At 68.6% G+C, this 26,396-nt stretch carries 28 protein-coding genes and 1 pseudogene; 19 read left to right on the top strand and 10 right to left on the bottom strand.

Annotated features, from left to right (window positions below; all coding sequences use genetic code 11):
• The first annotated feature begins 221 nt into the window (after window positions 1-221).
• Window positions 222-806, top strand: coding sequence for an Rv2732c family membrane protein (locus ACQP06_RS12280; RefSeq protein ID WP_433673298.1), 585 nt, complete (start codon window positions 222-224; stop codon window positions 804-806).
• Between the two features lie 261 nt (window positions 807-1,067).
• Here ACQP06_RS12280 and ACQP06_RS12285 read toward each other — a convergent pair whose 3' ends face one another.
• Window positions 1,068-2,504 carry a DUF349 domain-containing protein gene (locus ACQP06_RS12285; RefSeq protein ID WP_433672337.1) on the bottom strand — a complete coding sequence of 479 codons (1,437 nt, stop codon included), beginning with the start codon at window positions 2,502-2,504 and terminating at the stop codon, window positions 1,068-1,070.
• Window positions 2,505-2,714: 210 nt separating this feature from the next.
• Here ACQP06_RS12285 and ACQP06_RS12290 point away from each other — a divergent pair, with 210 nt between their 5' ends.
• The 4 genes from ACQP06_RS12290 to dapF are packed head-to-tail and all read left to right on the top strand — an operon-like array spanning window position 2,715 to window position 6,148.
• Window positions 2,715-3,473: a hypothetical protein gene (locus tag ACQP06_RS12290; RefSeq protein WP_433672338.1), complete on the top strand. Its 759-nt coding sequence runs from the start codon at window positions 2,715-2,717 to the stop codon at window positions 3,471-3,473.
• Window positions 3,470-4,378 carry a tRNA (adenosine(37)-N6)-dimethylallyltransferase MiaA gene (gene miaA, locus ACQP06_RS12295; RefSeq protein ID WP_387306312.1) on the top strand — a complete coding sequence of 303 codons (909 nt, stop codon included), beginning with the start codon at window positions 3,470-3,472 and terminating at the stop codon, window positions 4,376-4,378. Before ACQP06_RS12290 ends, miaA begins: the two co-directional genes overlap by 4 nt.
• A 22-nt stretch (window positions 4,379-4,400) precedes the next feature.
• Window positions 4,401-5,222 (top strand): TrmH family RNA methyltransferase, encoded by an 822-nt coding sequence (locus ACQP06_RS12300; RefSeq protein ID WP_433672339.1) that lies wholly within the window; start codon window positions 4,401-4,403, stop codon window positions 5,220-5,222.
• A gap of 5 nt (window positions 5,223-5,227) precedes the next feature.
• The gene (gene dapF, locus ACQP06_RS12305; RefSeq protein WP_433672340.1) at window positions 5,228-6,148 is read left to right on the top strand and encodes a diaminopimelate epimerase; all 921 of its coding nucleotides are present in this window, start codon (window positions 5,228-5,230) and stop codon (window positions 6,146-6,148) included.
• 8 nt (window positions 6,149-6,156) lie between these two features.
• On the opposite strand, the gene ACQP06_RS12310 is transcribed toward dapF, so the two are convergent.
• Window positions 6,157-7,254, bottom strand: a complete 1,098-nt coding sequence (locus tag ACQP06_RS12310; RefSeq protein ID WP_433672341.1) for an alkene reductase — start codon at window positions 7,252-7,254, stop codon at window positions 6,157-6,159.
• A 60-nt stretch (window positions 7,255-7,314) separates the two neighbouring features.
• Between ACQP06_RS12310 and ACQP06_RS12315 the strand changes: the two genes are divergently transcribed.
• Window positions 7,315-7,689, top strand: a complete 375-nt coding sequence (locus tag ACQP06_RS12315; protein WP_433672342.1) for a MerR family transcriptional regulator — start codon at window positions 7,315-7,317, stop codon at window positions 7,687-7,689.
• A gap of 82 nt (window positions 7,690-7,771) precedes the next feature.
• Window positions 7,772-9,250, top strand: a pseudogene (gene hflX, locus ACQP06_RS12320) (GTPase HflX); the annotation flags it as partial.
• Window positions 9,251-9,457: 207 nt separating this feature from the next.
• On the opposite strand, the gene ACQP06_RS12325 reads toward hflX, so the two are convergent.
• Window positions 9,458-9,622, bottom strand: coding sequence for a hypothetical protein (locus ACQP06_RS12325; protein WP_433672343.1), 165 nt, complete (start codon window positions 9,620-9,622; stop codon window positions 9,458-9,460).
• A 383-nt stretch (window positions 9,623-10,005) separates the two neighbouring features.
• On the opposite strand from ACQP06_RS12325, the gene ACQP06_RS12330 reads away from it, so the two are divergent.
• Together ACQP06_RS12330 and ACQP06_RS12335 are read left to right on the top strand one after the other, a co-directional pair.
• Window positions 10,006-10,881: a helix-turn-helix domain-containing protein gene (locus ACQP06_RS12330; RefSeq protein ID WP_433672344.1), complete on the top strand. Its 876-nt coding sequence runs from the start codon at window positions 10,006-10,008 to the stop codon at window positions 10,879-10,881.
• Window positions 10,878-11,069: a DUF397 domain-containing protein gene (locus tag ACQP06_RS12335; RefSeq protein ID WP_433672345.1), complete on the top strand. Its 192-nt coding sequence runs from the start codon at window positions 10,878-10,880 to the stop codon at window positions 11,067-11,069. The genes ACQP06_RS12330 and ACQP06_RS12335 overlap by 4 nt, the downstream gene beginning before the upstream one ends.
• A gap of 13 nt (window positions 11,070-11,082) precedes the next feature.
• Here the strand turns inward: ACQP06_RS12335 and ACQP06_RS12340 are convergent, their stop codons facing one another.
• Window positions 11,083-12,462, bottom strand: a complete 1,380-nt coding sequence (locus ACQP06_RS12340; protein WP_433672346.1) for a DUF1214 domain-containing protein — start codon at window positions 12,460-12,462, stop codon at window positions 11,083-11,085.
• Between the two features lie 89 nt (window positions 12,463-12,551).
• Between ACQP06_RS12340 and ACQP06_RS12345 the strand changes: the two genes are divergently transcribed.
• Window positions 12,552-13,313 carry a hypothetical protein gene (locus tag ACQP06_RS12345; protein ID WP_433672347.1) on the top strand — a complete coding sequence of 254 codons (762 nt, stop codon included), beginning with the start codon at window positions 12,552-12,554 and terminating at the stop codon, window positions 13,311-13,313.
• On the opposite strand, the gene ACQP06_RS12350 is transcribed toward ACQP06_RS12345, so the two are convergent.
• Window positions 13,261-14,172, bottom strand: a complete 912-nt coding sequence (locus tag ACQP06_RS12350; RefSeq protein ID WP_433672348.1) for a helix-turn-helix domain-containing protein — start codon at window positions 14,170-14,172, stop codon at window positions 13,261-13,263. The two genes, ACQP06_RS12345 and ACQP06_RS12350, sit on opposite strands and share 53 nt — an antisense overlap.
• A 115-nt stretch (window positions 14,173-14,287) precedes the next feature.
• Here ACQP06_RS12350 and ACQP06_RS12355 point away from each other — a divergent pair, with 115 nt between their 5' ends.
• Window positions 14,288-15,058 carry an alpha/beta fold hydrolase gene (locus ACQP06_RS12355; RefSeq protein WP_433672349.1) on the top strand — a complete coding sequence of 257 codons (771 nt, stop codon included), beginning with the start codon at window positions 14,288-14,290 and terminating at the stop codon, window positions 15,056-15,058.
• A gap of 9 nt (window positions 15,059-15,067) precedes the next feature.
• Here ACQP06_RS12355 and ACQP06_RS12360 read toward each other — a convergent pair whose 3' ends face one another.
• Window positions 15,068-15,865 (bottom strand): thioesterase family protein, encoded by a 798-nt coding sequence (locus tag ACQP06_RS12360; RefSeq protein WP_433672350.1) that lies wholly within the window; start codon window positions 15,863-15,865, stop codon window positions 15,068-15,070.
• 98 nt (window positions 15,866-15,963) lie between these two features.
• Between ACQP06_RS12360 and ACQP06_RS12365 the strand changes: the two genes are divergently transcribed.
• Window positions 15,964-16,590 carry a TetR/AcrR family transcriptional regulator gene (locus tag ACQP06_RS12365; protein WP_357282915.1) on the top strand — a complete coding sequence of 209 codons (627 nt, stop codon included), beginning with the start codon at window positions 15,964-15,966 and terminating at the stop codon, window positions 16,588-16,590.
• On the opposite strand, the gene ACQP06_RS12370 is transcribed toward ACQP06_RS12365, so the two are convergent.
• The gene (locus ACQP06_RS12370; RefSeq protein ID WP_433672351.1) at window positions 16,577-16,702 is read right to left on the bottom strand and encodes a hypothetical protein; all 126 of its coding nucleotides are present in this window, start codon (window positions 16,700-16,702) and stop codon (window positions 16,577-16,579) included. The two genes, ACQP06_RS12365 and ACQP06_RS12370, sit on opposite strands and share 14 nt — an antisense overlap.
• A 168-nt stretch (window positions 16,703-16,870) precedes the next feature.
• Between ACQP06_RS12370 and ACQP06_RS12375 the strand changes: the two genes are divergently transcribed.
• The 7 genes from ACQP06_RS12375 to ACQP06_RS12405 all read left to right on the top strand — a co-directional run bounded on the left by ACQP06_RS12375 (window position 16,871) and on the right by ACQP06_RS12405 (window position 24,314).
• On the top strand, window positions 16,871-18,163 hold the full coding sequence (locus ACQP06_RS12375; RefSeq protein WP_433672352.1) for a PucR family transcriptional regulator: 1,293 nt from the start codon (window positions 16,871-16,873) through the stop codon (window positions 18,161-18,163).
• Between the two features lie 93 nt (window positions 18,164-18,256).
• Window positions 18,257-18,808 (top strand): nuclear transport factor 2 family protein, encoded by a 552-nt coding sequence (locus ACQP06_RS12380; RefSeq protein ID WP_433672353.1) that lies wholly within the window; start codon window positions 18,257-18,259, stop codon window positions 18,806-18,808.
• A 37-nt stretch (window positions 18,809-18,845) separates the two neighbouring features.
• Window positions 18,846-20,537, top strand: coding sequence for an AMP-binding protein (locus ACQP06_RS12385; RefSeq protein WP_433672354.1), 1,692 nt, complete (start codon window positions 18,846-18,848; stop codon window positions 20,535-20,537).
• Between the two features lie 70 nt (window positions 20,538-20,607).
• Window positions 20,608-21,483, top strand: coding sequence for a lysophospholipid acyltransferase family protein (locus ACQP06_RS12390; protein WP_433672355.1), 876 nt, complete (start codon window positions 20,608-20,610; stop codon window positions 21,481-21,483).
• Window positions 21,484-21,665: 182 nt separating this feature from the next.
• Window positions 21,666-22,811: an acyl-CoA dehydrogenase family protein gene (locus ACQP06_RS12395; RefSeq protein WP_357096590.1), complete on the top strand. Its 1,146-nt coding sequence runs from the start codon at window positions 21,666-21,668 to the stop codon at window positions 22,809-22,811.
• Window positions 22,812-23,119: 308 nt separating this feature from the next.
• Window positions 23,120-23,536: an AMP-binding protein gene (locus ACQP06_RS12400; protein ID WP_433672356.1), complete on the top strand. Its 417-nt coding sequence runs from the start codon at window positions 23,120-23,122 to the stop codon at window positions 23,534-23,536.
• A 49-nt stretch (window positions 23,537-23,585) separates the two neighbouring features.
• Entirely contained in the window at window positions 23,586-24,314 is a 729-nt protein-coding gene (locus tag ACQP06_RS12405) for an enoyl-CoA hydratase/isomerase family protein (protein ID WP_433672357.1), read from the top strand.
• 35 nt (window positions 24,315-24,349) lie between these two features.
• Here ACQP06_RS12405 and ACQP06_RS12410 read toward each other — a convergent pair whose 3' ends face one another.
• From ACQP06_RS12410 to ACQP06_RS12420, 3 genes are all read right to left on the bottom strand, one after another.
• On the bottom strand, window positions 24,350-24,721 hold the full coding sequence (locus tag ACQP06_RS12410) for a hypothetical protein (protein WP_379277652.1): 372 nt from the start codon (window positions 24,719-24,721) through the stop codon (window positions 24,350-24,352).
• Between the two features lie 199 nt (window positions 24,722-24,920).
• Window positions 24,921-25,253 (bottom strand): DUF732 domain-containing protein, encoded by a 333-nt coding sequence (locus tag ACQP06_RS12415; RefSeq protein WP_433672358.1) that lies wholly within the window; start codon window positions 25,251-25,253, stop codon window positions 24,921-24,923.
• Between the two features lie 85 nt (window positions 25,254-25,338).
• Complete coding sequence (locus tag ACQP06_RS12420) at window positions 25,339-26,259, bottom strand: hypothetical protein (RefSeq protein WP_433672359.1); 921 nt, start codon at window positions 26,257-26,259, stop codon at window positions 25,339-25,341.
• Window positions 26,260-26,396: the final 137 nt, after the last annotated feature.

A 26,396-nucleotide genomic window follows, 5' to 3' on the forward strand; every position in this document is an offset into this window, starting at 1 on the left:
CATCGCGGGATTCCGCCCGACACGCCGCCGACCACTCCGGTGCCGTGCCCGAGCGCGGTGCGGGACTCGACGACCCAGGCGTGAGCGAGGATCGCAGCGGTATGACCGAGCAGCAGCCCACCGGCTCCGACGAGCCTCGTGACCGGCCGGAGCAGCCGGAAGACGAAGCAGCACAATCGGATACGGCGTCGCAGCAGGCGCCCGACGCGAACGAGGAGAGCATGAAGGCGGCCGACCACAGTCAGGACTTCGAGCAGTTCCGCGCGGACCTCGAGGCTGTCGAACGCAAGATCGCCGGCGAGATCGACCCGGGCATGCGGGCCATGGTGGTCGCCGGTTCGGTGTTCGTGCTGCTGGCCTCGCTGGTGCTGCCGCACGCGGGCAAGACCCGCGGCTTCGACGTGCTGCTCTACGACACCGTCGCCCAGGCCGACCACATCGGCCTGCCGTCGCGGGTGTTCGTCTGGTTCGTGGTGATCTTCGGCATCGGCTTCTCGGTGCTCGCGCTCATCACCCGCCGCTGGATGCTGGCCTGGATCGCCGTCGCGGGTTCCGCCGTCGGCAGCGTCTTCGGCGTGCTGTCCATCTGGCACCGCCAGACCCCCGGCCTCGGCAACTATCACGGCGCGGGCCCGGGCGTCGGCCTCATCGTGGCCACGCTCGCCATCATCGTGCTGACCTTCCACTGGGTCCGCGTGGTCTGGGCCCGCACCTCGGTCCAGCTCGCCGCCGAGGAGCAGCGCCGCCTGGCCGCCGCCAAGGCCGAGGACCAGCAGCGCCGCCGCCTCTTCGGCGACGAGGACTGAGTCGCGGCAGGAACTCCACGAAGGCCCGGTAGCAACCTGATCGGTTGTGACCGGGCCTTTTCGTGCGATCTCGGCGTTCCGTCGAGCGCTGCGGTCACCGGGTGGCGCAGACCGCCGCGGTCGTGCCCGCGGGGAGGTCGATCAGGTGGCGGCGGCGCGAAAAAGGCCCGGCCGCAACCTGATCGGATTGCCGCCGGACCTTCTTCGGCAGGACATGAGCCGATCGCCTGGGCCGCAAGGGGATCCAGGCGATCGGCGTTCTCAGCGCTGGCTGACCGCGCCCTCGGCGGCATCGGCCCATTCGCGCCACTGCTTGGCCTGCTCCAGGGCCTTCTCCGCGTCGCGGGTCTTGCCCGCGGCCTGGGCCTTGGCGGCCTGCTCCTCGAACTGGGCGACGCGCTCGCGGAACTGGGCGGCGCGGGCCATGGCCTCGGGGTCGGTGCGGCGCCACTGGGCGTCGGCGGCCTCGCGGACCTTCTTCTCGATGGCGCGCAGTCGCGATTCCAGGTCGTGCATGCGCTCGCGGGGCACCTTGCCGATGGCGTCCCACTTCTCCTGGAGTTCGCGCAGGGCGTTGCGAGCGGCATCGAGCCCGGTCTCGGGGTTGATGTGCTCGTAGGCCTTCAGCAGTTCCTCCTTGAGGGAGGCGTTCTGCTCGAACTCGTGGTCGCGTTCGCTGGCCGCGGAGTTGCGGGCGGCGAAGAACACGTCCTGGGCGGCCTTGAAGCGACGCCACAGCTGCTCGTCGGCCTCGCGGGGAGCGCGACCGGCGGCCTTCCACTCCGTCAGCAGCTCACGGAAGATGGCGGCGGTGCCGGACCAGTCGGTCGAGCCGGACAGTTCCTCGGCGCGGACGCAGAGCTCTTCCTTGCGGCCCTTGGCGGCGGCGCGTTCGCGATCCAGATCGGCGAAGTGCGCCCCGCGGCGGCGGTTGAACGCCTCGCGGGCCTTGGAGAAGCGGCGCCACAGCGCGTCGTCGACCTTGCGGTCCACGCCGCGAATGGTCTTCCACTCGTCGAGGATCTCGCGGAGCCGGTCGCCGGCGACCTTCCACTGGGTGGAGTCGTTGGCGATATGCTCGGCCTCGGCTGCCAAGGCCTCTTTGCGCTCGGTTTGCTCGTGCCGGGTGCGGTCCTTCTCCTCCTTGGCGTGCGCGGCCGCCTCGTCGGAGTGTTCGATGATCGCCTGCAGCCGGGTGGTCAGACCGTCCAGATCACCGATCACCGCGGCCGTCGGCAACGTTTCGGCAAGCGCGGTGGCGGCGGTCTTGGTCTTGCGGGCGTCGGTGCCGGCGGCCAGGCGGGCCTCCAGCAGCGCCACCTCGGTGGCCAGATCGTCATAGCGGCGGCCGAAGTGGGCCAGACCCTCGGCGGCGTCACCGGCCTGCCAGGAGCCGATCACCCGCTCGCCGTCGGCGGTCTTGACCCAGGCGGTGCCGTCGTCGTCGACGCGTCCCCACTGGCTGGGGTCGCTGACGCTGGGCACCACGACCGGGTGCGGATGCGCGGCGGCCGGGCCGGGCATGGCGTGCGGTTTGGGAGTTTCGGGTTTGCGGCGCGGGCCCCCCGGGCGGGGTGCGGCGGCGGCCGCCGGTGATGGCTTGGCGCTCTCGCTCGGGGCAGGCACGGCGGCGCCGGGCTGGGGCGTCGGGGTCGACTCCGGGTGGGTAGCCTTCTCGTTTCCGTTGTTGTCGGTCATAGCTCCTCGTCCCTGCCGCGCGTCACGGCTGCCTGGTTACGCCCTAGCTCATCGGTCTAGCTCATCCCATTCAACCAGGCTGAGATGCGAAATGCTGTCTTTGAGGCCGCTTCGGCGGCGCGGCGATCGGCGGGGGTGGGGCTGGTGAGGTGCGGTAGCGCTACGGTTGACGGCGTGTTCTGTGTTGCGTCACTGGTCCCCTCGCCGCCTGTGCTGGTTCCCGAACTGGAGGGTGCGGCCGGGTCTGCCGTCGAGGGGGCTGTCGCGGAGCTGCGAGCTGCGGTGTTGGCCGCGGGTGAGGACTTGGCCGCCCGCGTGTCGCGATGGGTCGTCGTCGGCGTGGCGGAGCCGGGGGAGGGCTCGGGCGCGGGCGATTCGGGCCGGGTGATCGGAGCTGACGCGGTCGGCACCTTCCGGGGCTACGGCGTGGACGTGCGGGTCGGTTTGTCAGGCCGGGTTGCCGAGCGTGTCGCGGATGTCCTGTTACCGCTGCCCGCGCTGATCGCGGGCTGGCTACGCGAGCAGGTAGCGCCCGACACCGTCGCGGAATGCCGTCTGATCTCGGCCGATGCCACCGCGGAGGAGTGTTCGGCCTTCGGCCGGGCGCTGCGCGCGGAACTCGACACAGAATCCGAACCGGTCGGTGTCCTGGTGGTTGCCGACGGCGCGGCCACCCTCTCCCTGAAGGCTCCCCGATACCTGGACGAGCGCGCCGAGGGCGTGCAGGCCGACATCGATCGCGCCCTGAGCGCGGGCGATCGCCAGGCCCTCGCCGCCCTCGACACCACCCTGTGCGCCGAGATCGAGGTGGAGGGCCGGCCCGCCTACCAGGCGCTGGCCGGACTGTTCGCCGCCGACCCCGCCGATCCACAGGTCGAAACCCGCTACGCCGCAGCCCCGTTCGGCGTCGCCTACCACGTCAGCGTGTGGCGCCCGACCCTCTCCTCCGGCAGCGGGGTCACCGCGTGACCCGCCCCGTCGCGGTCGTCGGCCCCACCGCCACCGGAAAGTCCGATCTGGCCCTGGATCTGGCGGAACGCCTGGACGGCGAGATCGTCAATATCGACGCCATGCAGCTCTACCGCGGCATGGACATCGGCACCGCGAAACTCCCGGTCGCCGAACGCCGCGGCATCCCGCACCACCAGCTCGACGTCCTCGACATCACCGAAACCGCCACCGTCGCCTCGTATCAGGCGGCGGCCCGGGCCGACGTGGAGGCGATCATGGCGCGCGGCCGCACCCCGGTCATCGTGGGCGGCTCCATGATGTACGTGCAAGCGCTGCTGGACGATTGGGACTTCCCGGCCACCGATCCGGAGATCCGCGCCAAATGGGAGACGGTGCTGGCCGACCGCGGCACGGTCGCCGTGCACGAGGCGCTGAAACAGGCCGATCCGGTGGCCGCGCAGACGATCCTGCCGACTGACGGCCGCCGCATGGTGCGCGCGCTCGAGGTGGTGGAGCTGACCGGGCAGCCGTTCGCCGCCTCGGCGCCCCAGATCGGTGAACCACGTTGGGGCACGGCCATTATCGGTGTCGATCGCGAGACCGCCGAACTGGATGCCCGCATCGAACTGCGCACCGCGAAGATGTTCGAATCCGGTCTGCTCGACGAGGTCGAGGGCTTGCTCGCGCACGGTCTGCGCCACGGCCAAACCGCCCGCCGCGCCATCGGTTACGCCCAAGTCCTCGATTTCCTGGACAACGAATACGACCTGAACGAAGCTCAGGAGCGCACCTTCATCGGCACCCGGCGCTATGTCCGGCGACAGCGGTCGTGGTTCCGCCGAGATCAGCGGGTGCGATGGGTGGACGGCGCGGATCCCGCCCTGGCGGAGACCGCGCTGGCCCTCCTCGAGCCGCACCGTTGAGGGACGAACAGGAACAACCACAGTGACGCGTCGCGCGAACACACGCACCGCCGCGGTCGGGGTGTGGCAGGCCTACCTGACCACCCGCGCCGCACGCACCCGGGATTCCCGATTCCTGGTGCAGGGCATGCGGCCCATCAGCCGCGCCCTCGAATGCCGTTGGCCGCTGGAGACTCTGGTCTACCGGCTGGGCGATCCGGAACCGTCGCCGTGGGTGCGGCGGGTGCTGGATTCCAGTGGCGTGCCCAGCATCGGCCTGGTGCCGGAGGTGATGGCCGAACTGGCCGAACCGAGCGAGCCGGTGCCGGAACTGGTGGCGGTCGCGGTGACGCGTCGGCCCGAGCTCGAGGACTTCGCGCCGGGCACCGCGGAGGATCCGGCGACCGTGGTGGTCGTGGACCGGCCCGCGTCGGCGATCCGGTTGGGCGCGTTGATCCGATCGGCGGCGGCGTTCGGGGCGGGCGGGGTGATCGTGACCGGTTCCGGCGCCGACCAATACGACCCGCAGAGCGTGCGCGCCTCCGACGGCGCCCTGTTCGAGGTGCCCGTGTTGCGCACCTCGGGTCCGGCGCAGGTGGCGGCGTTCCGGGACCGGCAGCGGGCGCGTGGCATCTCGACGCGGATCGTCGGCAGTGACGACCGCGGCGGCCTGGCCCTCGACGACGCGAAGTTCGACGGCGGCACGGTGCTGGTGCTCGGCGACGAGACCGAGGCCCTGGCTCCGGGCTGGCGGCAGGTGTGCGACGAACTGGTCTGCATCCCCACCGACGGCACGCTCGGCATGCCGTCCGCGGCCGCGGTGGCCCTCTACGAAATCTCCCGTCAGCGCCGGGCGCTACCGTAATGACCATGACGAGCGAGAGCAGCGCCGCCGATATCGAATTCAGCAAGGGCCACGGCACCCAGAACGATTTCGTGGTGCTGCCGGACCCGGACGCCTGGCTGCAGCTCACCGAATCCCGGATCGCCGCCCTGTGCGACCGGCAGCGGGGGCTCGGCGCGGACGGGGTGCTGCGGGTGGCCCGCGCGGGCGCGCTGATCGAGACCGGCGTGCTGGCCGCGCTGCCCGAGGGCGTCGACGTGGACGACTGGTTCATGGACTACCGCAACGCGGACGGGTCCATCGCCGAGATGTGCGGCAATGGGGTGCGGGTGTTCGCGCACTACCTCGTCGCGACCGGGCTGGAGCAGCGTTCCGAGTTCGTGGTCGGCTCCCGGGCGGGCGCGCGGCCGGTGGTCGTGCACCACGCCGACCCTGTGCACGGTGAAGTGACCGTCGCCATGGGCATTGTGAAGAACCTCGGTCCCTCGACGGCGACGCTGAGTGGACGGGAATTCACCGGGATCGGCATCGACGTCGGCAATCCGCACCTGGCCTGCGTGGATCCGGACCTGACTCCGGCGCTGCTCGCCGACCTCGACCTCGAGCAGGCCCCCGGCTTCGATCACACGCTGTTCCCGCACGGTGTGAACGTCGAGATCCTCACCATGTTGAATGTCGGCTCCGACGGCGAGCGGGGTGTGAACATGCGCGTGTACGAGCGCGGCGTGGGCGAGACCCGATCCTGTGGCACGGGAACCGTCGCGGCTGCGGCCGCCGCCCTGGCCCGCGACGGCTTCGACCTCGCCTCCGACACCGGGCATGTGAAGGTCCGCATTCCCGGCGGCGTGGTGACCGTCGGCATCGAGCACGGTTCGGCGTGGCTGCGCGGCCCGTCGGAACTGGTGGCGACGGGCCGCATCGCGGCCAAGTGGTGGCAGGACGCCTGAGCCTTCGCTCACGCGGCGACCGTGTCGAGCACCGGGTAGTCGGTGTAGCCGGTCGCGCCGCCGACGTACATCAGGTGCGCGTCGCGGACGGTGTTGAGCGTCGCGCCGATCCGCAGGCGTTCCACCAGGTCCGGATTGGCCAGGAACGAGCGGCCCAGCGAGACCAGGTCCGCGCCCGCGCCGAGGAGCGCCTCGGCCGCGGCGGCTCCGCCGTCGGCGGGTAGCGGGACGCCCCAGCCGAGGTTCGGGTTCGCGATCAGGGTGGTCGGCCACAGGCTCCGGATGCGGTGGAACAGGCCGCTTTCCGGGTCGGCGAAGACCACGTGGAGGTAGGCGGGGTGCCGCTGCGCGAGCGCGGACACGAGCGCCGGGTACAGCTCGTCGGTGTCGGTCTCGGCGATGCCGTTCACGTTCACCCCGGGCGCGATCCGCACCCCGACCCGCTCGGCTCCGATGGCCGCGATCACCGCGTCCACCACCTCGACGGTGAAGCGGATCCGGTTGGCGATCGAACCCCCGTAGGCGTCGGTGCGCTGGTTGGTGTTGTCGGACAGGAACTGGTGCAGCAGATAGCCGTTGGCGCTGTGGATTTCGACGCCCTCGAATCCGGCCGCGATCGCATTGCGGGCGGCGGTGACGAAATCGGCGACGGTGTCCTGGATTTCGGCGACGGTGAGTTCGCGCGGGGTGACCGCGTCCTGGTGCCCGGTGGGGGTGTGCACGGTGTCGGGCAGCGCGATGGCGGACGGCGCGACGGGAGTCAGCCCGCTGTTGTCCGGGTGTCCGACGCGGCCGCCGTGCTGGAGTTGCAGCACCATGCGCCCGCCCGCGGCCCGCACCGAGTCGGTGACCCGCCGCCAGCCCGCGATGTGCGAATCGGTGTAGATGGCCGGGATATTCGGGTAGGTCAGTCCGACCTGGTTCGGGGTGGCGGCCTCGGCGATGATCAGTCCGGCGGTCGCGCGCTGGGTGTAGTAGGCGGCCATGAGCTCGGTCGGGGTGCCGTCGGCGGCCGCGCGATTGCGGGTCATCGGGGCCATCACGAGGCGGTTGGGGAGGTCGAGTGCGCCGACGCGGCCGGTGGTGAAGAGGTCTGTGTTCGTCATGCCGGTAAGGTAAAACCTGACATCAATGTGAGGTGCAAGCCTCGGATTCCGGAGTGCCGCATGCGAATCGGTGAGCTGGCAAAACGCACCGGCGTGAGCGATCGGTCGCTGCGCTACTACGAGGAGCAGGGTCTGCTGGTCGCCGACCGCACGCCCGGCGGGCAACGCGATTACCCGGAGCTCGCGGTCGATCGGGTGATCCACATCCAGGAGCTGTTCGCGGCCGGCCTCAACAGCAAGAAGATCTTCGAGATCCTCCCGTGCATGCGGGACGTCGACGGCGGCGCGAACGAGCGCGCCACCCCCGAGCTGGTGGACGAGTTGCGTTCCGAACGCGACCGCATCGACCGGACGATCGCGGACCTGCTGCGGTCCCGCGAGGTGCTCGACGATGTGATCGTGCGCGCAGGCGAGCGGTTCGTGACCAGGTCGTGAGCGGTGACGCGGGTGTCGCATGGTGGTCGCCCCGAAATAACCGAGTGCGGTCGTTCGTTGGGACGTGGGACTATGGAGGTGTATGAGTAAGCCAGAAACGTATGAGTTCACTCCCGCCGAGGACCTCGACGAGGAGACCAACGACGCGCCCGAGACCGGCCGCAATGGCTGGTCGGCCGCGCCGACCGTCGGCGAGCAGCAGCTCGAGGAGCGCGCCGCGCTGCGTCGCGTCGCGGGTCTGTCCACCGAGCTCGAGGACGTCACCGAGGTCGAGTACCGGCAGCTGCGACTGGAGCGGGTCGTTCTGGTCGGTGTCTGGACCGAGGGCACGGCCGCGCAGGCCGACGCGAGCATGGCCGAGCTGGCCGCGCTCGCGGAGACCGCGGGTTCGGAGGTGCTCGACGCGCTGATCCAGCGCCGCGACAAGCCGGACAAGTCCACCTACATCGGCTCGGGCAAGGCCGACGAGCTGCGCGGCATGGTGCTCGAGCACGGCGCCGACACCGTCGTCTGTGACGGTGAGCTCTCGCCCGCGCAGCTGACCGCGCTGGAGAAGATCGTCAAGGTGAAGGTCATCGACCGCACCGCGCTGATTCTGGACATCTTCGCCCAGCACGCCACCTCGCGGGAGGGCAAGGCGCAGGTGTCGCTGGCCCAGATGGAATACATGCTGCCGCGTCTGCGCGGTTGGGGTGAGTCCATGTCCCGGCAGGCCGGTGGTCGTGCGGGCAGCAATGGCGGTGTGGGTCTGCGTGGTCCCGGTGAGACCAAGATCGAGACCGATCGTCGCCGGATTCGTGAGCGAATGGCGAAGCTGCGCCGCGAGATCCGCGAGATGAAGACCGCCCGCGACACCAAGCGCGCCAAGCGCTCGTCCAGCGGCATTCCGCAGGTCGCGATCGTCGGCTACACCAACGCGGGCAAGTCGTCCCTGATGAACGCGTTGACCGATGCCGGCATCCTGGTGCAGGACGCCCTGTTCGCCACCCTGGATCCGACCACCCGCCGCGCGGCGCTGGAGGACGGTCGTGAGGTCGTGTTCACCGACACCGTCGGCTTCGTCCGCCACCTGCCCACCCAGCTGGTCGAGGCGTTCCGGTCCACCCTGGAAGAGGTGACCGGCGCGGACCTGCTGCTGCACGTGGTCGACGGCTCCGACGCGCTGCCGGATCAGCAGATCAAGGCCGTGCGCGAGGTCATCACCGACGTCCTGCGGGAAACCAAGACTCCCGCGCCGCCGGAGTTCCTGGTGGTCAACAAGATCGACGCGCTGGACCCCCTGGAACTGACCCAGCTGCGCGGCTGGCTCCCGGACGCGGCCTTCGTCTCGGCCCGCACCGGCGAGGGCATCGACCAGCTCCGCGACCGCCTCGGCCAGATCCTCGGCGGCCTGGATGTCGAGGTCAGCGTTTTGCTGCCCTACACCCGCGGCGACCTGCTCGCCCGCATCCACGCGGACGGCAAGATCCTCAGCACCGACCACGAGGAAACCGGCACCCGGGTCCGCGCCCGCGTCCCCAACAGCCTCGCCGGCCAGCTGGCGGAGTTCGCCTACGCGGGCGGCCCCGCCACCGACATCGAAGAGCTCGACCTCGAGGACGACCTCACCGACGAGCTGGATGACATCGACGAGTTGGACGACACCGACGGCGAGCACGATGCCGACGAGTCGAACTTCGGTGCCGCGTAACCCAACCCGACCCTGACCCGCCCCGGCCGGAAGCCCTGCACAGGCTTCCGGCCGGTGCGTTGTCAGGCCCGTTTCGCCTCACGGTTCCCGCGCCCACAGATTCCATCCCGCCGAAGCCGCCCGCCGCCGCGCGATCATCTCCAGATGCGGCACCAACGCCGTGAAATACCGCTTGGCCTCACACTCCTTACCGCAGTCGCGATGCGCCTCGAGCCCGCGCCGCGCCACCTCGAGATTCTGCACCGGATAATCCGGCACCTCATGACTGATCGCCCGCACGGCTCAGCCCCTGACCCGCCGCCGCTGCGCCCGATGTCTCCCCACCCGACCGCGTTCCGCATTGCGGGAACTCCTGATGTCCTCGATCACGCAGAACGCGATCGACAACCCACCCAAAGCGGTCATCACCGACAAAACCCAAGCATCCCAAGGCATTACGACTCCCGATGTCGTGTCCGATTTTCCGAGGTGAGCGCTCAGGAATAAGTAGACATCGAAAAACATTGCCGGACTGGCCCACTGACGACATCTCGCTGAAATACGATGAATGTCCGCGGCGGTCATGTCCGCGGAGGTCATATCCCTGATAGCGAGGCTAAGAAATGACTGGATTGACGGTCTCTCGCATGGATTTCGGGAACTTCATGCGTGGCGTACGTGAAGAAGCGCATCAGACACTGCTTGCCGCAGCGGCCGGGCTGGAGGTGTCTCGTCAGGTCATCATGAGGATGGAGGAGGGGAGTCCGACCAAGCTCACGAGGCCGCTGATCGGGCTGCTGCTGGATCACTACGGTGCTTCGCCCGAGGTCTGCGACGAGGCGCTGCGGCTGTGGTCCGAAATCTCCGAACAGGACAGAATTGCCAAGGCGCAAGGGAATTCGAAAGGCTTCTGGAAGGCATATACCGACCAGATGGCTCCAACCTTTCCGCGGTTTCTCCGTCTCGAAGGTGCGGCGAGTCGAGTGGTCGTGCATCAGCCGGTGATCGTGCCCGGTCTGCTACAGACTCCCGGATACCGTCGTGCGATTATCCAGATCGATAAACCCGACCTTTCCGCGGTGAATGTCGAGCGCCGACTCGAACTCACGGCTCGCCGCCAAGTTCGTCTGTATGAGGACGGGTTCCGACTCGAAGCTCTCGTGTCGGAGGCGGTTCTTCGCCACCGGCCGGCGCCCCCGGAAGTCATGGCGGCCCAGCTGCGCTGGATGGCTGAGATCGGTGAACGCGACAACATCAGTATTCGTGTCATCCCATTCGAGTCCCGTCCGCACCGCGGGCTGACCATCCAGCCGTTCACCCTGCTGGAGTTCCCCAAAGCAACCAGTGGAATCGCCTTGCCGACAGTGGTTCTCGTCGAAGGTGTGGTCGGAAGTCTGTACCACGAACGCGCGGAGGAGATCGATCAGTATTCGCAAGCGATCACAGCCATGCGGGCGGTAGCGTCGTCGGAAACGGACACCAGAGACATGGTGGTCGCACTCGCGAAGGAGTACGCCGGATGAAGAGGCTCCCGCCAACCCGCCAGTGGTTCAAGTCGAGCTGGTCCGACTCCGCACAGCAATGCGTTGAGGTCTACCTCGGTGAAGGGGCTGTGGGGGTGCGGGACTCGAAGAATCCGGGCGGCCCCGAACTGTGGTTCCCGGACACGGCGTGGCGGTCGTTCCTCGACAGCCGGGTCTGGGAGCGCTGAGGCGCGTTCGCGGTCAGGAGGGCTGGATGTCGGGGAGTTTCCAGGTCTTGTCGAACAGGGGTGGCTGGGGGCCGTAGAAGCGGAAGACGATTTCGAAGCCCTCGCCGGATTTTGTGGGGATCCAGTTCGGCTTCTTGCCGTCGGGGGCGGTCGGGCCCAGGTAGAGGTCGAAGGAGCCGTCGGAATTGGGTTGCAGATCAGGGGTGTTGGAGGCGCGGCTGGGCCAGTCGGCGTTCTTGATCAGGGCATGGGTATCGCGGTTGTAGGCGGTCGCGGACCAGTAGAGGGAGACGGGGGCGTTGGCGGGGACGGTGAGGCGGTAGTTCTTGCCGCCGTCGAGGGGCTTGCCGTCCTTGTCCTCGATGCCGACCAGGTAGAACTGGCCGGTGCCGAGGCTCTTGGCGGAGAAGAACGCGAACGAGTATGTGACACCACGGATGTCGACGGGGTAGCTGGAGGCGTCGGTGTAGCCGTTCTGCAGGTCGTTGATCAAGGTTTGATCGACGGGCAGGGCCCAGTGGGCGTTGTCGTAGTAGGCGGGGGTGAAGCCCTTCACGTACAGCGCGTCGAGCCACTTGCGGGCGTCGGCGGCAGCGCTGTCGAAGACCTTGCCGATGGCCGAATCCGGTTGGAACGGTGAGCCCTTCTTGATGCCGAGGCTGGCGACCTGGTCGATCATGGCCATGTCGCGGGCCAACCAGGGCTCGGCCTGCACCTGCCGGTTCAGGGCGGTGAAGTAGTCGCGGTTGTAGGGGATGGTGGCGTCGAAGTCCTTGCCGGAGGCGTCCACGTAGGTGGTGGGCGGCGGGCTCGCGGCGGCGTCGAGGCGGTAGAGGCCGCACCGTCTTCCGTAGGCGACGGCGGCGGCGATGTCGGCATCGCTGCCGCTCTTCAGGTTCGAGCGCAGCAGCGCGAATCCGGCCTTGGTTTCCGAACACAGCGGAATGAACCCGTCCGGGACCTCGCCGTTGTAGCCCGGCGGCAGGATCAGATAGCGGCCACCCTGGCCCTTGTCGGTACCGGCCGGGCCGACGTCGGCGAGCGGAGTCTGCCAGACCGAGTCGATGGACCCGGTGATCGTCGAATCGCCCTCGGCGGGCGGGATGTCGAGGACGATGGGCCCGTCGGAGGTGTCGTAGAACGGCATCAGGTAGATGGCGTTCGGATTCGGGGTGAGGGTCTGGTTGTGCCAGTCCACCAGCTCGGACCAGCACACGATCTGATTCGGTCCACTGCCGATCGCCTTCGCGGCCTCCAACATCCGGTCGAAATTGACCGCCGGCATCCCCCACACGACCGCCTCGAACGCGCGCGCCGCGATCACATTGCTGTCGACATCGGACCCAGACGGCGACGAGGACGGTGTGGAGGTCGGCTCGCTATTTTCTGGCATGGCTAGAAGCTAGCCAGGCGTCCTTGGCGATTGTGGAATCGCCACGCCGACTCTTGCCCCGGCGTGCCACTGTATGAAGGCTCTGACCTGTGGCTATGCTGCGCGGCATGGCTTCCGGCGGCAGCGATGGGGTGAGCGGGCGGGCGGATCGTCAGGATTCGGAGGGCGAGGGCGGCTCGGAGTCCGGTGAATACGGGGAGGCGTGGGCTACCGGGCTGTCGTTGACCGGGGCCGCGGTGTTGTTCGTGGTGTTGCGGTTGTTCGCGGTGGCGGCTTCCGACTGGGTGCGGGCGGCGTCGGTGGCGGACACGATCGGGCTCGATGACGCGTCGCGGATGGTGTTCGGGACGATGATGGCCGATCCGACGGCGACGGGTGTGGTGCTGGCGGTGCTGGTGCCCGCATCGCTGAGTCACCAATGGCGGCTGGGGAAGCCGTCGTTCCGGACCGCCGGGAACCTCGTGATGCTGATCATCGTGCTGCTGTTCGCGGTGGTGCTGCTGGCCACCTACCGGCTGTGGTGGCTGCTGATCATCGCGGGGGTGGTCGGGGCGCTCATGATCGTGTTGCAGGCCAAGGGGCATCGGGATGCGCAGGGGCGGCGGTTCGCGTTGTTCGTCATGCATCGCACCGGTGTGGTGGCGATTCTGGCTCTACTGGTGACGGCGGCGATCGTGCGGGTGCCGTGGGCGCCGTTGGAGCGCATCGAGACTCGCGGGGGCACGATCATGGGGTACGTGCTGGAGAATCCGCCCGGATTCCTGAAGGTGCTGACCGACGACGAGCGGGAGATCCTGATCATCGATATCGATCAGGTGCGTTCTCGCGAGGAGATTCCGACGAAGCCGTGACGTGCGCGGCGGGCCGGTGTGAGCGGTGGGCGGTGTCGGGGCCGAGCGCGCGCAGGATTTCGAGGGCCTCGGCCGCGGGGGAGTCCGGTGGCGGGGTGAACAGCCGCAGACGCTGGTCCTCGGCCTGTGTGTGCAGTAGTTCGTAGTCGAATTCGATGGTGCCGACGGCCGGATGGTGCACGCGCACATGGCTTTCGCGGCGGACGGCCACCTCGTGGCGTCGCCAGAGGGCGGTGAACTCGGGGCTCGCGGCTTCGAGGCGCTCGATGAGAGCGGTCGCGGTGTGGTCGTAGCCGCGGCGGGTGGCGGCGGCGCGCAGGTCCGCGACCCGCAGGCGGCTCAGGTTCTCGTGGTCCGCGGCGGGATACGCGGCGCGGACGGTGGGTTCGGTGAACCAGCGCCACACGATATTGCGATCCGGCTCGGCGATGGTGCAGACACAGCCGAACAGGGCCTCGGCCAAGGCATTCTGCGCGAGCAGGTCGCCGAGGTCGGTGATCAGCTGGGCGGGGGTGTCGCCCAAGCGGTCGAGCAGGTAGCGCAGGGCGGGTCGCACGGTGTTCCCGGCCAGTGTCCCGGCGGGCGGCCGATGCCCGGCCAGCAGGTACAGGTGGTCGCGTTCGTCGGCGCTCAATCGCAGGGCTTGGGCGAGGGCGGCGAGCAGCTGGGTCGAGGGCTGGGAGCTGCGGGCCTGTTCGAGCCGCATCACGTAATCGGCTGATACGCCCGCCAATTGGGCCAGCTCCTCACGCCGCAGGCCCGGGGTGCGGCGGCGCGGCCCGGCGGCCAGGCCCGCGTCCTCCGGTTGTAGCCGCTCGCGGGATCGGCGCAGGAAGTCCGCCAGTTTGTCGCGATCCATGGTCATATCATCCATCTTCCGGTGCCTAGGAGAGCCGCTCCTAGGGGAGACTCTCCGCTCCTCATCGCCCGACGCCCTTGGCAGGGTCGATGACATCGAGCGAGAGGAGCTGGACATGAAGGAAATCACGGTGGGCACAGCGCAGGTGCCGTACGAGGTGCTGGGCGCCGGAGGTCCGCTGGTGCTGGTGCACGGGGCCGGTGCGGGTGCGCGGTCGTGGGATCGGGTCAAGGACGCGTTCGCGGAGACCAACACGGTTGTGCTGCCGAACCTTTCGGGCAGCGACACAGCACGTGACGACGGCGCGGACCTGACCGTCGAAGAACTGGTGGAGCAGTTGGCCGCCGTGGTCCGGGACCTCGACGCGGGCCCGGTCGACGTCGTCGGGCATTCCCTCGGCGGCGTGGTGGTGGCCGCCCTCGCCGCCTTGCATCCCGACCTGGTTCGCACCGTCGTCCCGGTCGCGACCTTCGCGGGCCACGGCGACGAATACCTGCGCAACGCCCTGACCGTCTGGCGTGAACTCCTCGGCGACGCCGACACGTTCGCCCGGTACTCGATGCTGCTGGCGTTCAGCCGCACCCACCTGCGGACCATCGGCTACGACGCCGTCGAGGAGCTGGCCGCCGCCTTCCGCCCCAATACCGACCGGCGGCGTCAGATCGAACTGGCTCTGCGCCTGGACATTCGCGACCTGCTGCCGCGTATTCACGCCCCGGCCCTGGTGATCGGCGCGGCGCACGACGCCTTCCTGCCGGTGGAGAATGCCCGCGAGCTGGCCGCGGGCATCCCCGGCGCGGTGTACGAGGAGGTCGACACCGGACACGTCGTGATGGCCGAGCAGCCGCGGGAATTCGTGAAGCTGATCCGCGACTTCATCGCGTAGGCGCGAGGATCAGCTGGTCGGCTGCGGTCGCAGGGTGAGACTCTGCTGGGCGTAGCCGACCGGGCCGCGCAGGTCGTGCAGGACCGTGGTGGTCAGGCCCTGGCCGCTGTGGCCGAACACCACAGAGGTGTCCATCCCGACCCACGGGGTTTCGGGCTGCCGGTACAGGTGGATGGTCATATCGACGTTCGGGAACATCCATTTCGTGGGTTCCTGCCGGACGGCGATGCCGTTCGCGGTGTCGACAAGCGCGATGTAGGAGGCCAGCGGATCGACGTCCTCGCCCTCGACCAGGTCCACGGCGGTGGTGATCCACGCGGTGGCGCGGCCGGGTTCGGGGAAGCCGACCTGCCGGGCCTCGATCGATTCGATGTAGCCGCCGGGCCAGACGGGGGTGAGGGACCACGGTGCGAGCGCATCGGGGGCGGGCAGCCGGTCCGGTTCGCCGCCCGCGACGATGCCGGTGTCCTGCGCGCCGAGAAACCAGGCCCGCGCGCTGATGGTGTCGCGGCCGCCGATGACCACCGTGGCCTCCACCAGTTCGATGGTGCGGCCCGGCCGGATGGTCTCGACGCGAATCTCGAACTCCTCGAACGCGATCCGGCCGAGGATGTCGAAGCCGATGCGGCTCATCACCAGGTCGGGGCGATCGGTGCGGGCGCGCAGGATCTCGTGCACGACCAGCCCGGCCACCGGGCTGAAATGCTGTTCGCCGGAGGACCAGGCCCCGCCCGCGTGGTGAGTGGGGACGAAGCGGCGGTCGCCGACGCGCCGGAAGTAGGCGGTTTCGGGTGCGGTCGTATCCATCACGATTCTCAACCTAGGGGTCGAGTTTTGATATTGCCAGTCGGTAAACCAGCTTTGTGGTTGAACTAACGGACCCTAGGGGCGGATATGATCGGGCGATGAGTACGACCGTGGACGAGGAAGCCGCCCCCACCGGGCGCGCGGCCCGCCGGCGTGATCGCCGCAAGGCGGAGATGATCGCGACCGCGCTGCAGATCCTGTCCGGCAGCGGCTACCAGGGAATGCGCTTCGAGGACGTCGCGGAACGCACCGACATCGCCAAAGCCACCCTCTACCACTACTTTCCGAGCAAAGACGCGCTGGTCTCGGCCGCGCTGGAGAAGCTCACCACCGATGTGCTGACCCGCCTGCGCGAAGCGCTCGACGCCGCGGCCGACCGGTCACCGGCCGAGCAGCTGCGGATTCTGATCGCCGAACAGCTGCACATCCTGACCGTGCTCTACCCCGAAGTGGGCAAGCTGTTCTCGTTCCCCGCCCCCTGGCCCGCCGAGCACAGCGAGGCCATCAAGACCATGCGCCGCCGCCACGACCGTATGTTCCGCGAGGTGATCGACCGCGGCATGGATTCGGGCGCATTCGATTGCCCCGATCCCGCGGTGGCCCTGCACTGCCTGCACGGCATTCTCAATCACGCCTCGATCTGGCTGCGTCCTGACACCGACCCCGACCACCACGCCCGTGACGGGGTGGTCGAGGCCTCCCTGCGGCTGTTCATCCGAGGCTGACCGCGGGCTCGACGGCGCGCCGCGTGATCAGCAAGACGATCGCGAGCAGCGGGATACACCAGGACCGGCAGCATCGTTCCGAGCCGGCCGACGTGACATCGGTGGTGCTCATGCGCAGAACGTACCGAGCACTAGCTCCGATTGGTGGCATTCGGAGGGGCTGTGTGATGAGCCTCGTAAACGGCTGTCCCACCCAGTTGGACGAATCGCCCGTTCCCCTTCCGGTCGACCCGGCCGCTCGTCAGTCTGGTCGGATGCCCATCAGTGTGGAGGGAGCAGCGTGACCGAGTCGGCGCCGCCCGCGAATCCGCTCCGGCTGTCCGAGCTCGGTTCGGACCCGGCGGCGGTGCTGCGGCTGATCACCCATTTCGACGCCTTCGACGAGTCTGCCGCCAACGCCGACACCGTGATTCGCGCCGCCGCGCTCCTGGCCGAATGCCCGGCCGGCGCGAGCTGGCCCTCCGGCACCGTGATCCGCTACGACGCCGCCGGCCGCCTGCTCCTTGCCACGGCCGCCCCCACTGACGCATCCGGCTCGGACCCTGCGGTCTGGCTGGAGCGTCCGCCGCAGCAGCGGCCCGCGGATACGTCGGCCCGGCCGCATCCGTTGGACGGCGTGGTGCTCGATCGCCTCCGGCATTGTCTGCGCGTGGTGGCGGCGCGGCAGGTGGCCGATCCGCTGCGGATGGATGACCCGGCGCTGCTGGAAGTTGTGCTGTCGGAGAAGGAGCGGCGGGAGGATCGGGTGCGGGCCATGCGGCTGCTCGGTCTGGATCCCGGGCGCGCCACGCGCGTGCTCGCGGTGACCGGGCCGGGGGCCGCGGAGGCCGTGCGGATCATCGGCGAGCACGTGCCGATCCTGCGGCAGGCGGTGATCGGGGCGACGACGGCCGTGCTCGTTCAGGATCTGACCGCCTTGGGTGGAGCCGACGGTCGTGGCGCGGTCAGCGCGATCGGTCCCCACGCCGCTGCTCTCGGGCAGACCGCGACCGGACCCGGGCGGCCGTCCATGGTGGATCGCGGACTGTCGGACACCTTGAATGCCGCTGTGGTACACGCATTTCCGGCCTCCCAGGCGGGCGCGGCCGGGCCCTGGATCGGGGTGGGGGAGCGGTTGCCCGCGCTGGCGGCGGCCGCGTCGTGGGAGCAGGCGCGGCGGGCCTTGCGGTTCGCGTCGTCGACCTGGCACGGGCGCAGGGTGATCGCGTTCGAGCGGTTGGGGGCGCTGGAGTTGCTGTCGGATCTGCCGGTGCAGCGGCTCCTGGGAACCGCCGATGTGACGCGGATCAACGAATTCGCCGCGACCGAGCCGGGCGCGCTCGCGGTCGACACCCTCGAAGCGTTCTGTGTCTTCGGCACGCTGCGGCGCACCGCGACCGAGCTGCATCTGCATCACTCCACGGTGGCCGCGCGAATCGCGCAGGTGGAGGCCGTGATGGGCTGGGATGTCGACGACGCGCTGGATCGGTTCACGGCCACGCTGGTGTTGTTCGTGCGCCGGATGGCGCTCTCCTCCGCGCAGTTGTCGGCCCCGGCGGCGGCCGACCCGACAAGCGTCGGGCCCGAGCGGTGATACCCGCGACGGACGGCGGGTGATCCGGATCACGTCGCTCGGCGACGATCGTGGGGCACGGCACAGCCGGTGCGGGAGAAGGAGATTCACACCATGGCCATCGTCGAACCCACCAAGACCTGGAAGCTGCTCGAGGAGCGGCTGGCCGTCACCACCAACGAGCGGCACCGCCGGGTGCTCGAGATCGTCATCGAGCACATGAAGGCCGAGGCCGTGCCGGACCTGGACGGTCTGATGAAGACCCTGGTGGCCGAGCCGGACTACCACTTCTGGCAGTTCGGCCAGGATGTCGGTCCGAAGGGCTGGGACGGCGTCCGCGACTATTACGCGGCGTTCGTGGAGAGCAAGTCCAACATTCTGGAGTTCGAGCTGGACCGCCTGCTGGTCGACGACGACTGCGTGGTCACCGAGGGCTACCTGCGCCAGATCTACCCCGGCGCGTACGCCGCCCAGATCGGCCTCCCGGTCGAGGACCCCGAGGCCGACTACCTGATCTCGTTCCGTCAGCTGCTGCTGTGGCCGGTGGACGAGGCGGGCTTGATCATCGGCGAGGACTCCTACCACTCGGGCCCGGTGGAGATCCGCAAGCTGTCGTTCGACGAACTGCCGAGCGAATACGTCGAACTCGTGTACCCGGGTAACTGACAACGGCGAGACTCGGCAGATGGAAGGCGAATCGGACATGACGGACCTATCAGTGGCAACCCCGGCGGCGCAGGCCCCGGTCGAGCGGCGCGCGGACATCGCGAGCCTGCTGCTCGACCGGCTCGGTGACGAGCGGCTCGGCCTGCGCACCCGGGAGCGGGACTGGACCTGGGACGCGGTGGTGCGGGAGTCGGCGGCGCGCGCCGAACTGGCTCGCGACCTGCGGCGTGACGGGCCGTTCCACATCGGTGTGCTGCTGGACAATGTGCCCGACTTCGTCTTCTGGCTGGGTGCGGCCGCGCTGGCGGGCGCGACCGTGGTCGGCATCAATCCCACGCGCGGCAACGCTCAGCTGGAAGCCGACATCCGTTATGTCGACTGCCAGCTGATCGTCACCGACGCCGCCGGCATGGCCCGGCTGGGCGCCCTGGACCTGGGTCTGGAACCGGACCGGTTCCTGCGGGTGGACGACCCGGCCTATGTCGAGCGGGTGGCGGCGCACGCGGCCGAGCCGGTCGCCCACGCCGGTGCGGAGGCCCTGCTGCTGTTGCTGTTCACCTCGGGCACGACCGGCACCTCGAAGGCGGTCAAGTGCACCCAGCGCCGCCTGGCCATCCTCGGATACGCGGCCAGCGACAAGTTCGGCCACATCCGCGAGGACGTGGACTACTGCTGCATGCCGCTGTTCCACGGCAACGCGATCATGGCGTTGTGGGCTCCGGCGCTGGTGAACGGCGCGACGGTGTGCCTGACCCCGAAGTTCTCCGCGACCGGATTCCTTTCCGACGTACGGTATTTCGGCGTGACCTTCTTCACCTACGTGGGCAAGGCGCTGGGCTACCTGCTCGCCACTCCGGCCACCCCGCAGGACGCCGACACCACCCTGGTCCGCGGTTTCGGCACCGAGGCGTCGGTGGCCGACCAAGCCGAGTTCCGCCGCCGTTTCGGGGCCGAGCTGTTCGAGGGTTACGGCTCGAGCGAGGGCCCGGCCCTGGCGGCGCTGGATCCGGAGGCTCCGGCCGCCGCGCTGGGCCGTCCAGCGCATCCGGGTGTGGCGGTCGTGAATCCGGAGACTCTCGAGGATTGTCCGCGCGCGGTATTGGATGAATACGGCCGCGTATTGAATCCGGACGAATCGGTCGGCGAGATGGTCGACAAGGCGGGCGCGATCGTATTCGAGGGCTATTACAAAAACGATGTCGCGGATGCCGAACGTTTGCGGAACGGTTGGTATTGGACGGGTGACCTGGGCTATATCGACGAAGCCGGATTCCTGTATTTCGGCGGCCGCAAAGGCGATTGGCTGCGCGTCGACGGCGAGAACACCTCGACGCTGTCCATCGAACAGGTCATCCGTCGGCACCCGGCGGTCATCGCCGCCGCGGTCTACGGGGTGCCCGATCCGCGCTCGGGCGATCGGGTGATGGCGGCCATCGAGGTCGCGGACCCGGACGCCTTCGACGCGGACGAATTCGCCGAATTCCTCACTGCCCAGGACGATCTCGGCTCCAAGGGCGCGCCCCGCCTGCTGCGCGTCTCCGGCAGCCTCCCGGTCACCGGCTCGAACAAGGTGCTCAAACGTGAACTCCAGGAACAGCGCTGGCACACCGGCGAGCTACTCTTCCGCTGGTTCGGCCGCGGGAAGCCCGAATACGAACGCCTGACCGATTCCGGCAAATTGGAACTCGAAGCCGAGTTCGTCTCATTCGGCCGGGGGAACCTGTTCTAGCCCTGATTCGGTGACCTGCGCGGACTTTCGTTACCATGAAGTTATCGAAGGTTCCGTAGGGAGGGTTGCCTTGTCTCACGACAAACATGGGTCCGAAGAACGAACGCCGAAGGGGCTGACCGACGGCGCGCCGTTGCACGTCGATCTCACCGATACCGATCGCCGGATCATCGACGCGATCATCGCGCCCTCGCGGGCCTGGTTCAGCCCGCGCTTCTACGGGATGGAGAACTTCCCGCTCGAGGGTCCGGTGCTGCTCGTCGGCAATCACAGTCTGGCGGGCGGCACCGACGCGCCGCTGCTCGCACACGAGATCCTGGTGCGCCACGATCGGCTGGTGCGGGGACTGGCCGAGAACCTCCTCATCGATGTGCCGGGGCTTCGAGATGTGTTGCACCGCTGGGGAATCGTGCGCGGCAACCGTCACAACTGCACCACGCTGCTCGAGCAGGGCGAAGCGGTGGCGGTGTTCCCGGGCGGCGGCCGCGAGGCCATGCGCGGCAAGGGGCAGAAGTATCAGCTGATGTGGGAGGGCCGCACCGGCTTCGCCGCGATGGCCATCGCGGCCGGTGCGCCCATCGTCCCGATTGCCATGGTCGGCGGTGACGACGTGTTCGACATCGTCTTCGACGGCGATCACCCGGTCATGTTCCCGCTGCGCAAGGCTGTCGAGGGCTTGGGTCTGCGCTCGAGCCTGACCCCGCCGCTGATCCGCGGCCTGGGTCCGACCCTGGTGCCCAAGCCGGAGCGTTTCTACTTCTCGCTGGGCACCCCGATCGACACCAGCCCCTGGCGCGACATCCCCGACACCGACGCCGCGGCGAACGAACTGCAGGCCGTGGTGAAGAAGGCCCTCGAAGGCGAACTCGACTTCCTGCTCGGCGAACGCGACCGGGACCGCGGTCGCAGCCTGCTGGGACGCACCCTCGGCCGCTTCGGCCTCTGACGCCAGGCTCTCTGACTTCCCGGTAGGTTTACCCGGGTTCAGGACCTCCGTTCCGCGACGTCAATGGCGACTGTCGCAGTTCGGACCACTTTCTAGGCCCGTGAAGTTAACCTCCGTTCGACTTTCGAGTACGGTATTGAACACAGGCGATGGTGCCGATGTGGTCACTGTAGGAGGTTGGCGTGGAGCGCACCCTTTTCGAACCCGAACACGAGCTGTTCCGGGAGTCGTTCCGTAAGTTTCTCGATCAGCATGTGGCCCCGAACCACGAGCAGTGGGAGCACGACGGCGTCGTCGATCGCTCGGTCTGGCTCGAGGCCGGCAAGCAGGGGTTCCTCGGCATGGCGGTGCCGGAGCAGTACGGCGGCGGGGGCGAGGCCGACTTCCGCTACAACGCCATCGTGACCGAGGAGGTCACCAAGGGCATGTACTCGGGCCTGGGTTTCGGCCTGCACAATGACGTCATCGCGCCGTATCTGCTGGAGCTGGCGAACGAGGAGCAGAAGCAGCGCTGGCTGCCCGGCTTCTGTTCCGGCGAGATCATCACCGCGATCGCGATGACCGAGCCCGGTACGGGTTCGGACCTGCAGGGCATCAAGACCCGCGCGGTGAAGGACGGCGACGACTGGATCCTCAACGGCTCCAAGACTTTCATCACCAACGGCATCAATGCCGACATCGTGATCGTGGTCGCCCAGACCGATCCGGCCGCGGGCGCCATGGGCTTCTCGCTGCTGGTGGTCGAGCGCGGCATGGCCGGTTTCGAGCGCGGCCGCAATCTGGACAAGATCGGCCTCAAGGCGCAGGACACCGCGGAGCTGTCCTTCGCCGACGTCCGCGTCCCCGGCAAGAACCTGCTGGGCACCGAGGGCCAGGGCTTCATCCACCTGATGCAGAACCTCCCGCAGGAGCGGCTGTCCATCGCCGTCATGGCCGCCGCCGCCATGGAGGGCTGCCTGGAGCTGACCTGTCAGTATGTGCGCGACCGCAAGGCTTTCGGCAAACCGATTGGCGCACTGCAGAACACCCGTTTCGTGTTGGCCGAGCTGGCCACCAAGACCACCGCGGTCCGGGTCTTCGTCGACCGCTGCATCGAATTGCTCAACGATCGCAAGCTGAGCGTCGAGGAGGCCGCCATGGCCAAGTGGTGGTCCACCGAGGAGCAGCTCGACCTGATCAACCGCTGCCTGCAGCTGCACGGCGGCTACGGCTACATGCGCGAGTACCCGATCGCCAAGGCCTACATGGACGCCCGCATCCAGACCATCTACGGCGGCACCACCGAGATCATGAAGGAGATCATCGGCCGCAGCCTGAAGCTGACCTGACCCGGGTGCCGGCCTCCGCGGAGAGCGACCGGAATGCGTTCCGCGTCAGTGGTTTCCGCGGTGGCCGGGCCGGTTGCCGGGCGGCGACGCCCGGCACGGGAGACTCCTCCGACTCGGAGCGGGCCCGAGTGGTCCACCGGCCGACACGCGATGGGTTGCTCTAATGTTGCCCTCTCGTTGACGGGCTCTGTCAAAATGGTCCGGACCTTGTCTTATGGCTGGACTTTCGCCTCGTCAGCGCAGGCTCCACGGTCGGTAGCTGGTGATGTTCCGGGGCGTCGGCAGAGCATCCTGGAGGAGCCGGGCGTATGCAGGGATCGCGGAGCGACCACCGGACCACCTACCGTGAGCTGGATCGGCGCTCGAATCAGCTGGCGCACTTGCTCATCGAATTGCGGGTCGTGCCCGACGCGGTGCTCGCGGTCGGCATGCCGTGCTCGCCGGAATGGGTGCTGGCGGTGTGGGCGGTCGCCAAGGCCGGAGCCGGTTGGCTGTCGGTGGATCCGGCCCAACCCTACGAGCGGAATCGGTTCGTGTGCGCGGATTCCGGTGTGCGCCTGGGTATCACGCTGGAACGATACGTCGACGAGTTGCCCTTCGAGGACATGTTCTGGGTGGTCCTCGACGACCGGGCCGTCACGGGGCGGATCCGGCGGTATCCGGAGACCGGCTTCCGAATTACCAAGCGTCCATTGGCCCTGTTTGGGCATTCGGATCTGTCATGATCCACACGGGACCGGCGGCGGGCCGGATCACCGAGGAAAGGCGTGTCTCGTGAGTTCAGAGCTGGTCACCAAGACGGTCGAAGACGGCGTCGCCACCCTCACCCTGAACCGGCCCGAGAAGCTGAACGCCCTGACCACGGGCAGTTTCGAGGAGCTGCGCGCCCACCTGGACGCGCTGTCCGGCGTGGACGTGCGCTGCATCGTCCTCACCGGCGCGGGCCGCTCCTTCTGCGCCGGGCACGACCTGGAATCGCTCGCCGCGGGCGACGCTCTGGAATCCCGCTACGACGAGGCCAAGACCGTTACCATGCTCGAGGAGTTCCCGGTCCCGGTGATCGGCAAGATCCGCGGCCACTGCTTCACCGGCGGCCTCGAGCTCGCCCTGGCCTGCGACTTCCTCGTGGCCGGCGACACCGCGCAGTTCGGTGACACCCACAGCCAGTGGGGCCTGGCCCCGGTCTGGGGCATGTCGGTCCGGCTCCCCGAGCGTGTCGGCATGGCCCGCGCCAAGGAACTCAGCTTCACCGCCCGCCGCATCAGCGGCGTCGAGGCCGCCGACATCGGCCTGGTGAATCACTGCGTCTCCGACGTCGGCCTCGACGAATTCGTCGCCCGCCTGGCGGCCCAGATCGCCGCCAACTCCGCGGGCTCGAACCGAATCTACAAGTCCCTCTATGCCAATTCCCGCGACCTGCCCCGCGCCGAGGCCTTGCAGACCGAAACCGACCTCCCCTTCGGCATGCCCGACGACGCCATGGAGCGCCTGACCCGGCGCTGACGCCACCGTCCCCGGCAGGCGACAGCGCCCTCGGGTCAGACCTCGAGGTTTTCCTCGATGTCGCGCAGGCGGTGCCGGGCCAGGGCCAGGTTGCCGCGGGCGCGGTCGATGGCCACGTACAGGAACAGGCCGCGGGATCGGCGGCCGCGCAGGGGACGCACCAGGTGGTACTGGTTGTTCAGGGTGATGAGCAGGTCCTCGATCTCCTCATTGAGGCCGAGTTGCTCGATGGTGCGCAGTTTGGCCCGCACCACTTCGGTATTGCCGGCCGACGCCACCTCGAGATCCAGGGATTTCGAGCCGCCGAGCATGCCCAGGGGCATGCCGCTGCCGTAGTCGACGACGGCGGCGCCGATGGCGCCGTCCAGCATCATCATATCCTTCAGGGCAACTTCCAAGTCCGCCATGGGTTTTCCTCTCGTAGCCGTGACGGTTTCTCGCGAGCGGTGACGCTACGCCCGTACGGGCCCGGCGGTATGTGGATTGCTGAAGAATTCCGCAAGGTACGCAATTAACAACTTACGCAATCAGATAGAACGGGTGGGCGCGAAAAAAACTGCGGGCGCAACCGTTTCCGGTTGCGCCCGCAGGCATCACGTCAACGGGTCAGCCGCAGAGGCTGCCCGGGGCCGTGGCCGCTTCCAGCACCAGCGCGGCCTCGGCGTCCTCGCCCGCGCCACCCGGCAGGCGCGTCGACAGCTGGTCCCGGGGCACCCCGGCGGCCAGCGCCGAGCAGTACGCCTTGCCCAGATCGACGGCCGCGAGCTTCTGGTCCAGATCGACCAGCACGTCCCCGTGCTCCTCCAGGTAGGTGACGAACACCTGCTCCTGTCCGGTGAGCGCGCGCTCCGCGGCGGCCACTCCGGCGGTCGCGCCCATCGTGGCGGCAGCGGCGGCAACCAGTGCGAAACCCGAAGCGAGACGGCTCTTCTTACCCACGAACTCTCCTTCAACATCGAATGAACCCGGCGAGCGTACCGCGCGCCCGGCCGATGGCCGCGTTGTCGAAGGTGACGGGCTCGGCCTACTTCAGCGCCGCGTGGAGGAGCGTCACCCCGGCGGTCAGCGCCGCCCCCGCCACCGGCCAGCTGGTGCCCGCCGGCTGGGTCGACAGCACCACGATCGCGTACTGGTAGGGCTGATCCGGCGACGTGCCGACCAGGCCCGTGGTGTCGAGGGTGGTCGACGAATTCAGGTCCATCCAGCCCTGTTTGACCGCCCAGGTCTTGCCGGTGAGCGCGTCGGGGATGCCGAAGAACTGATCGGTGCCGTCGGCGGCGGTCCGGGCGGTGTCGCGCAGCGCGCCCAGGATCAGATCGCGGGTCGCGGGTGGGGCGGTGGCGGTGATGTAGTGGAAGATCGCCACGACATCGCGTGGGGTGGTGAGGGTTTCGCCCCACTGCGCGGTGTCCTCGGGCGCGGTGGTGGCGGTCAGCCCGATCGCCGCGACCATCCGATCGATGATCGCGTCGTTGCCGCCGATCTCCCAGAGCTGATCGGCGATGTCGTCGTCACTGGCCGAGAGCATCTGGGTGACTTTCGCGGTGGTATCCGGATCCGGCTGCGCGCCTTGGCTTCCCAGGGTGTCGAGCGCGATCAGGAGCTTGACCACCGACGCGGTGTAGAACTGCTGGTCGGCATTGAGACTGGCGATCGCCGTCCCGGTCGTAGTGTCCACCACGTCGATCCCGACCGTGGTGCCCGGCGAGGCCGCCTGGATGGCGGTCTGCATCTGCTGGGCGATGGCGGTCACCGAGATGGGATGCTGCACGGCCACCGCCGCGGGCGCGGTGGCCTCCGGCGTCCGGCCCGGCCCGGCCTGGTCGTGCGAGGTCGCGAAGGCGGCGGGCGCGCCCAGCGCCGACAAGGCGACCACGGCGACGAGGCCTCCGGTCGCGATCCACGACCACCGTGCGCGCGGGGTGCGGGCCTGAATCGAGCTCATGCTCCATTACATCGACACGAAGCTCGAGACATTTCCAGCGGAAACCTGTCAATTTCCTGTTAAGTGCGCGTCGATCTGATCTCGGTTCGGCGACGGTGCTGACCGGCTATTTTGTAGCGAACTAAGATCATCGCTGG

The sequence above is a fragment of the Nocardia sp. CA-136227 genome, from assembly GCF_050955695.1.
Lineage (GTDB): Bacteria > Actinomycetota > Actinomycetes > Mycobacteriales > Mycobacteriaceae > Nocardia.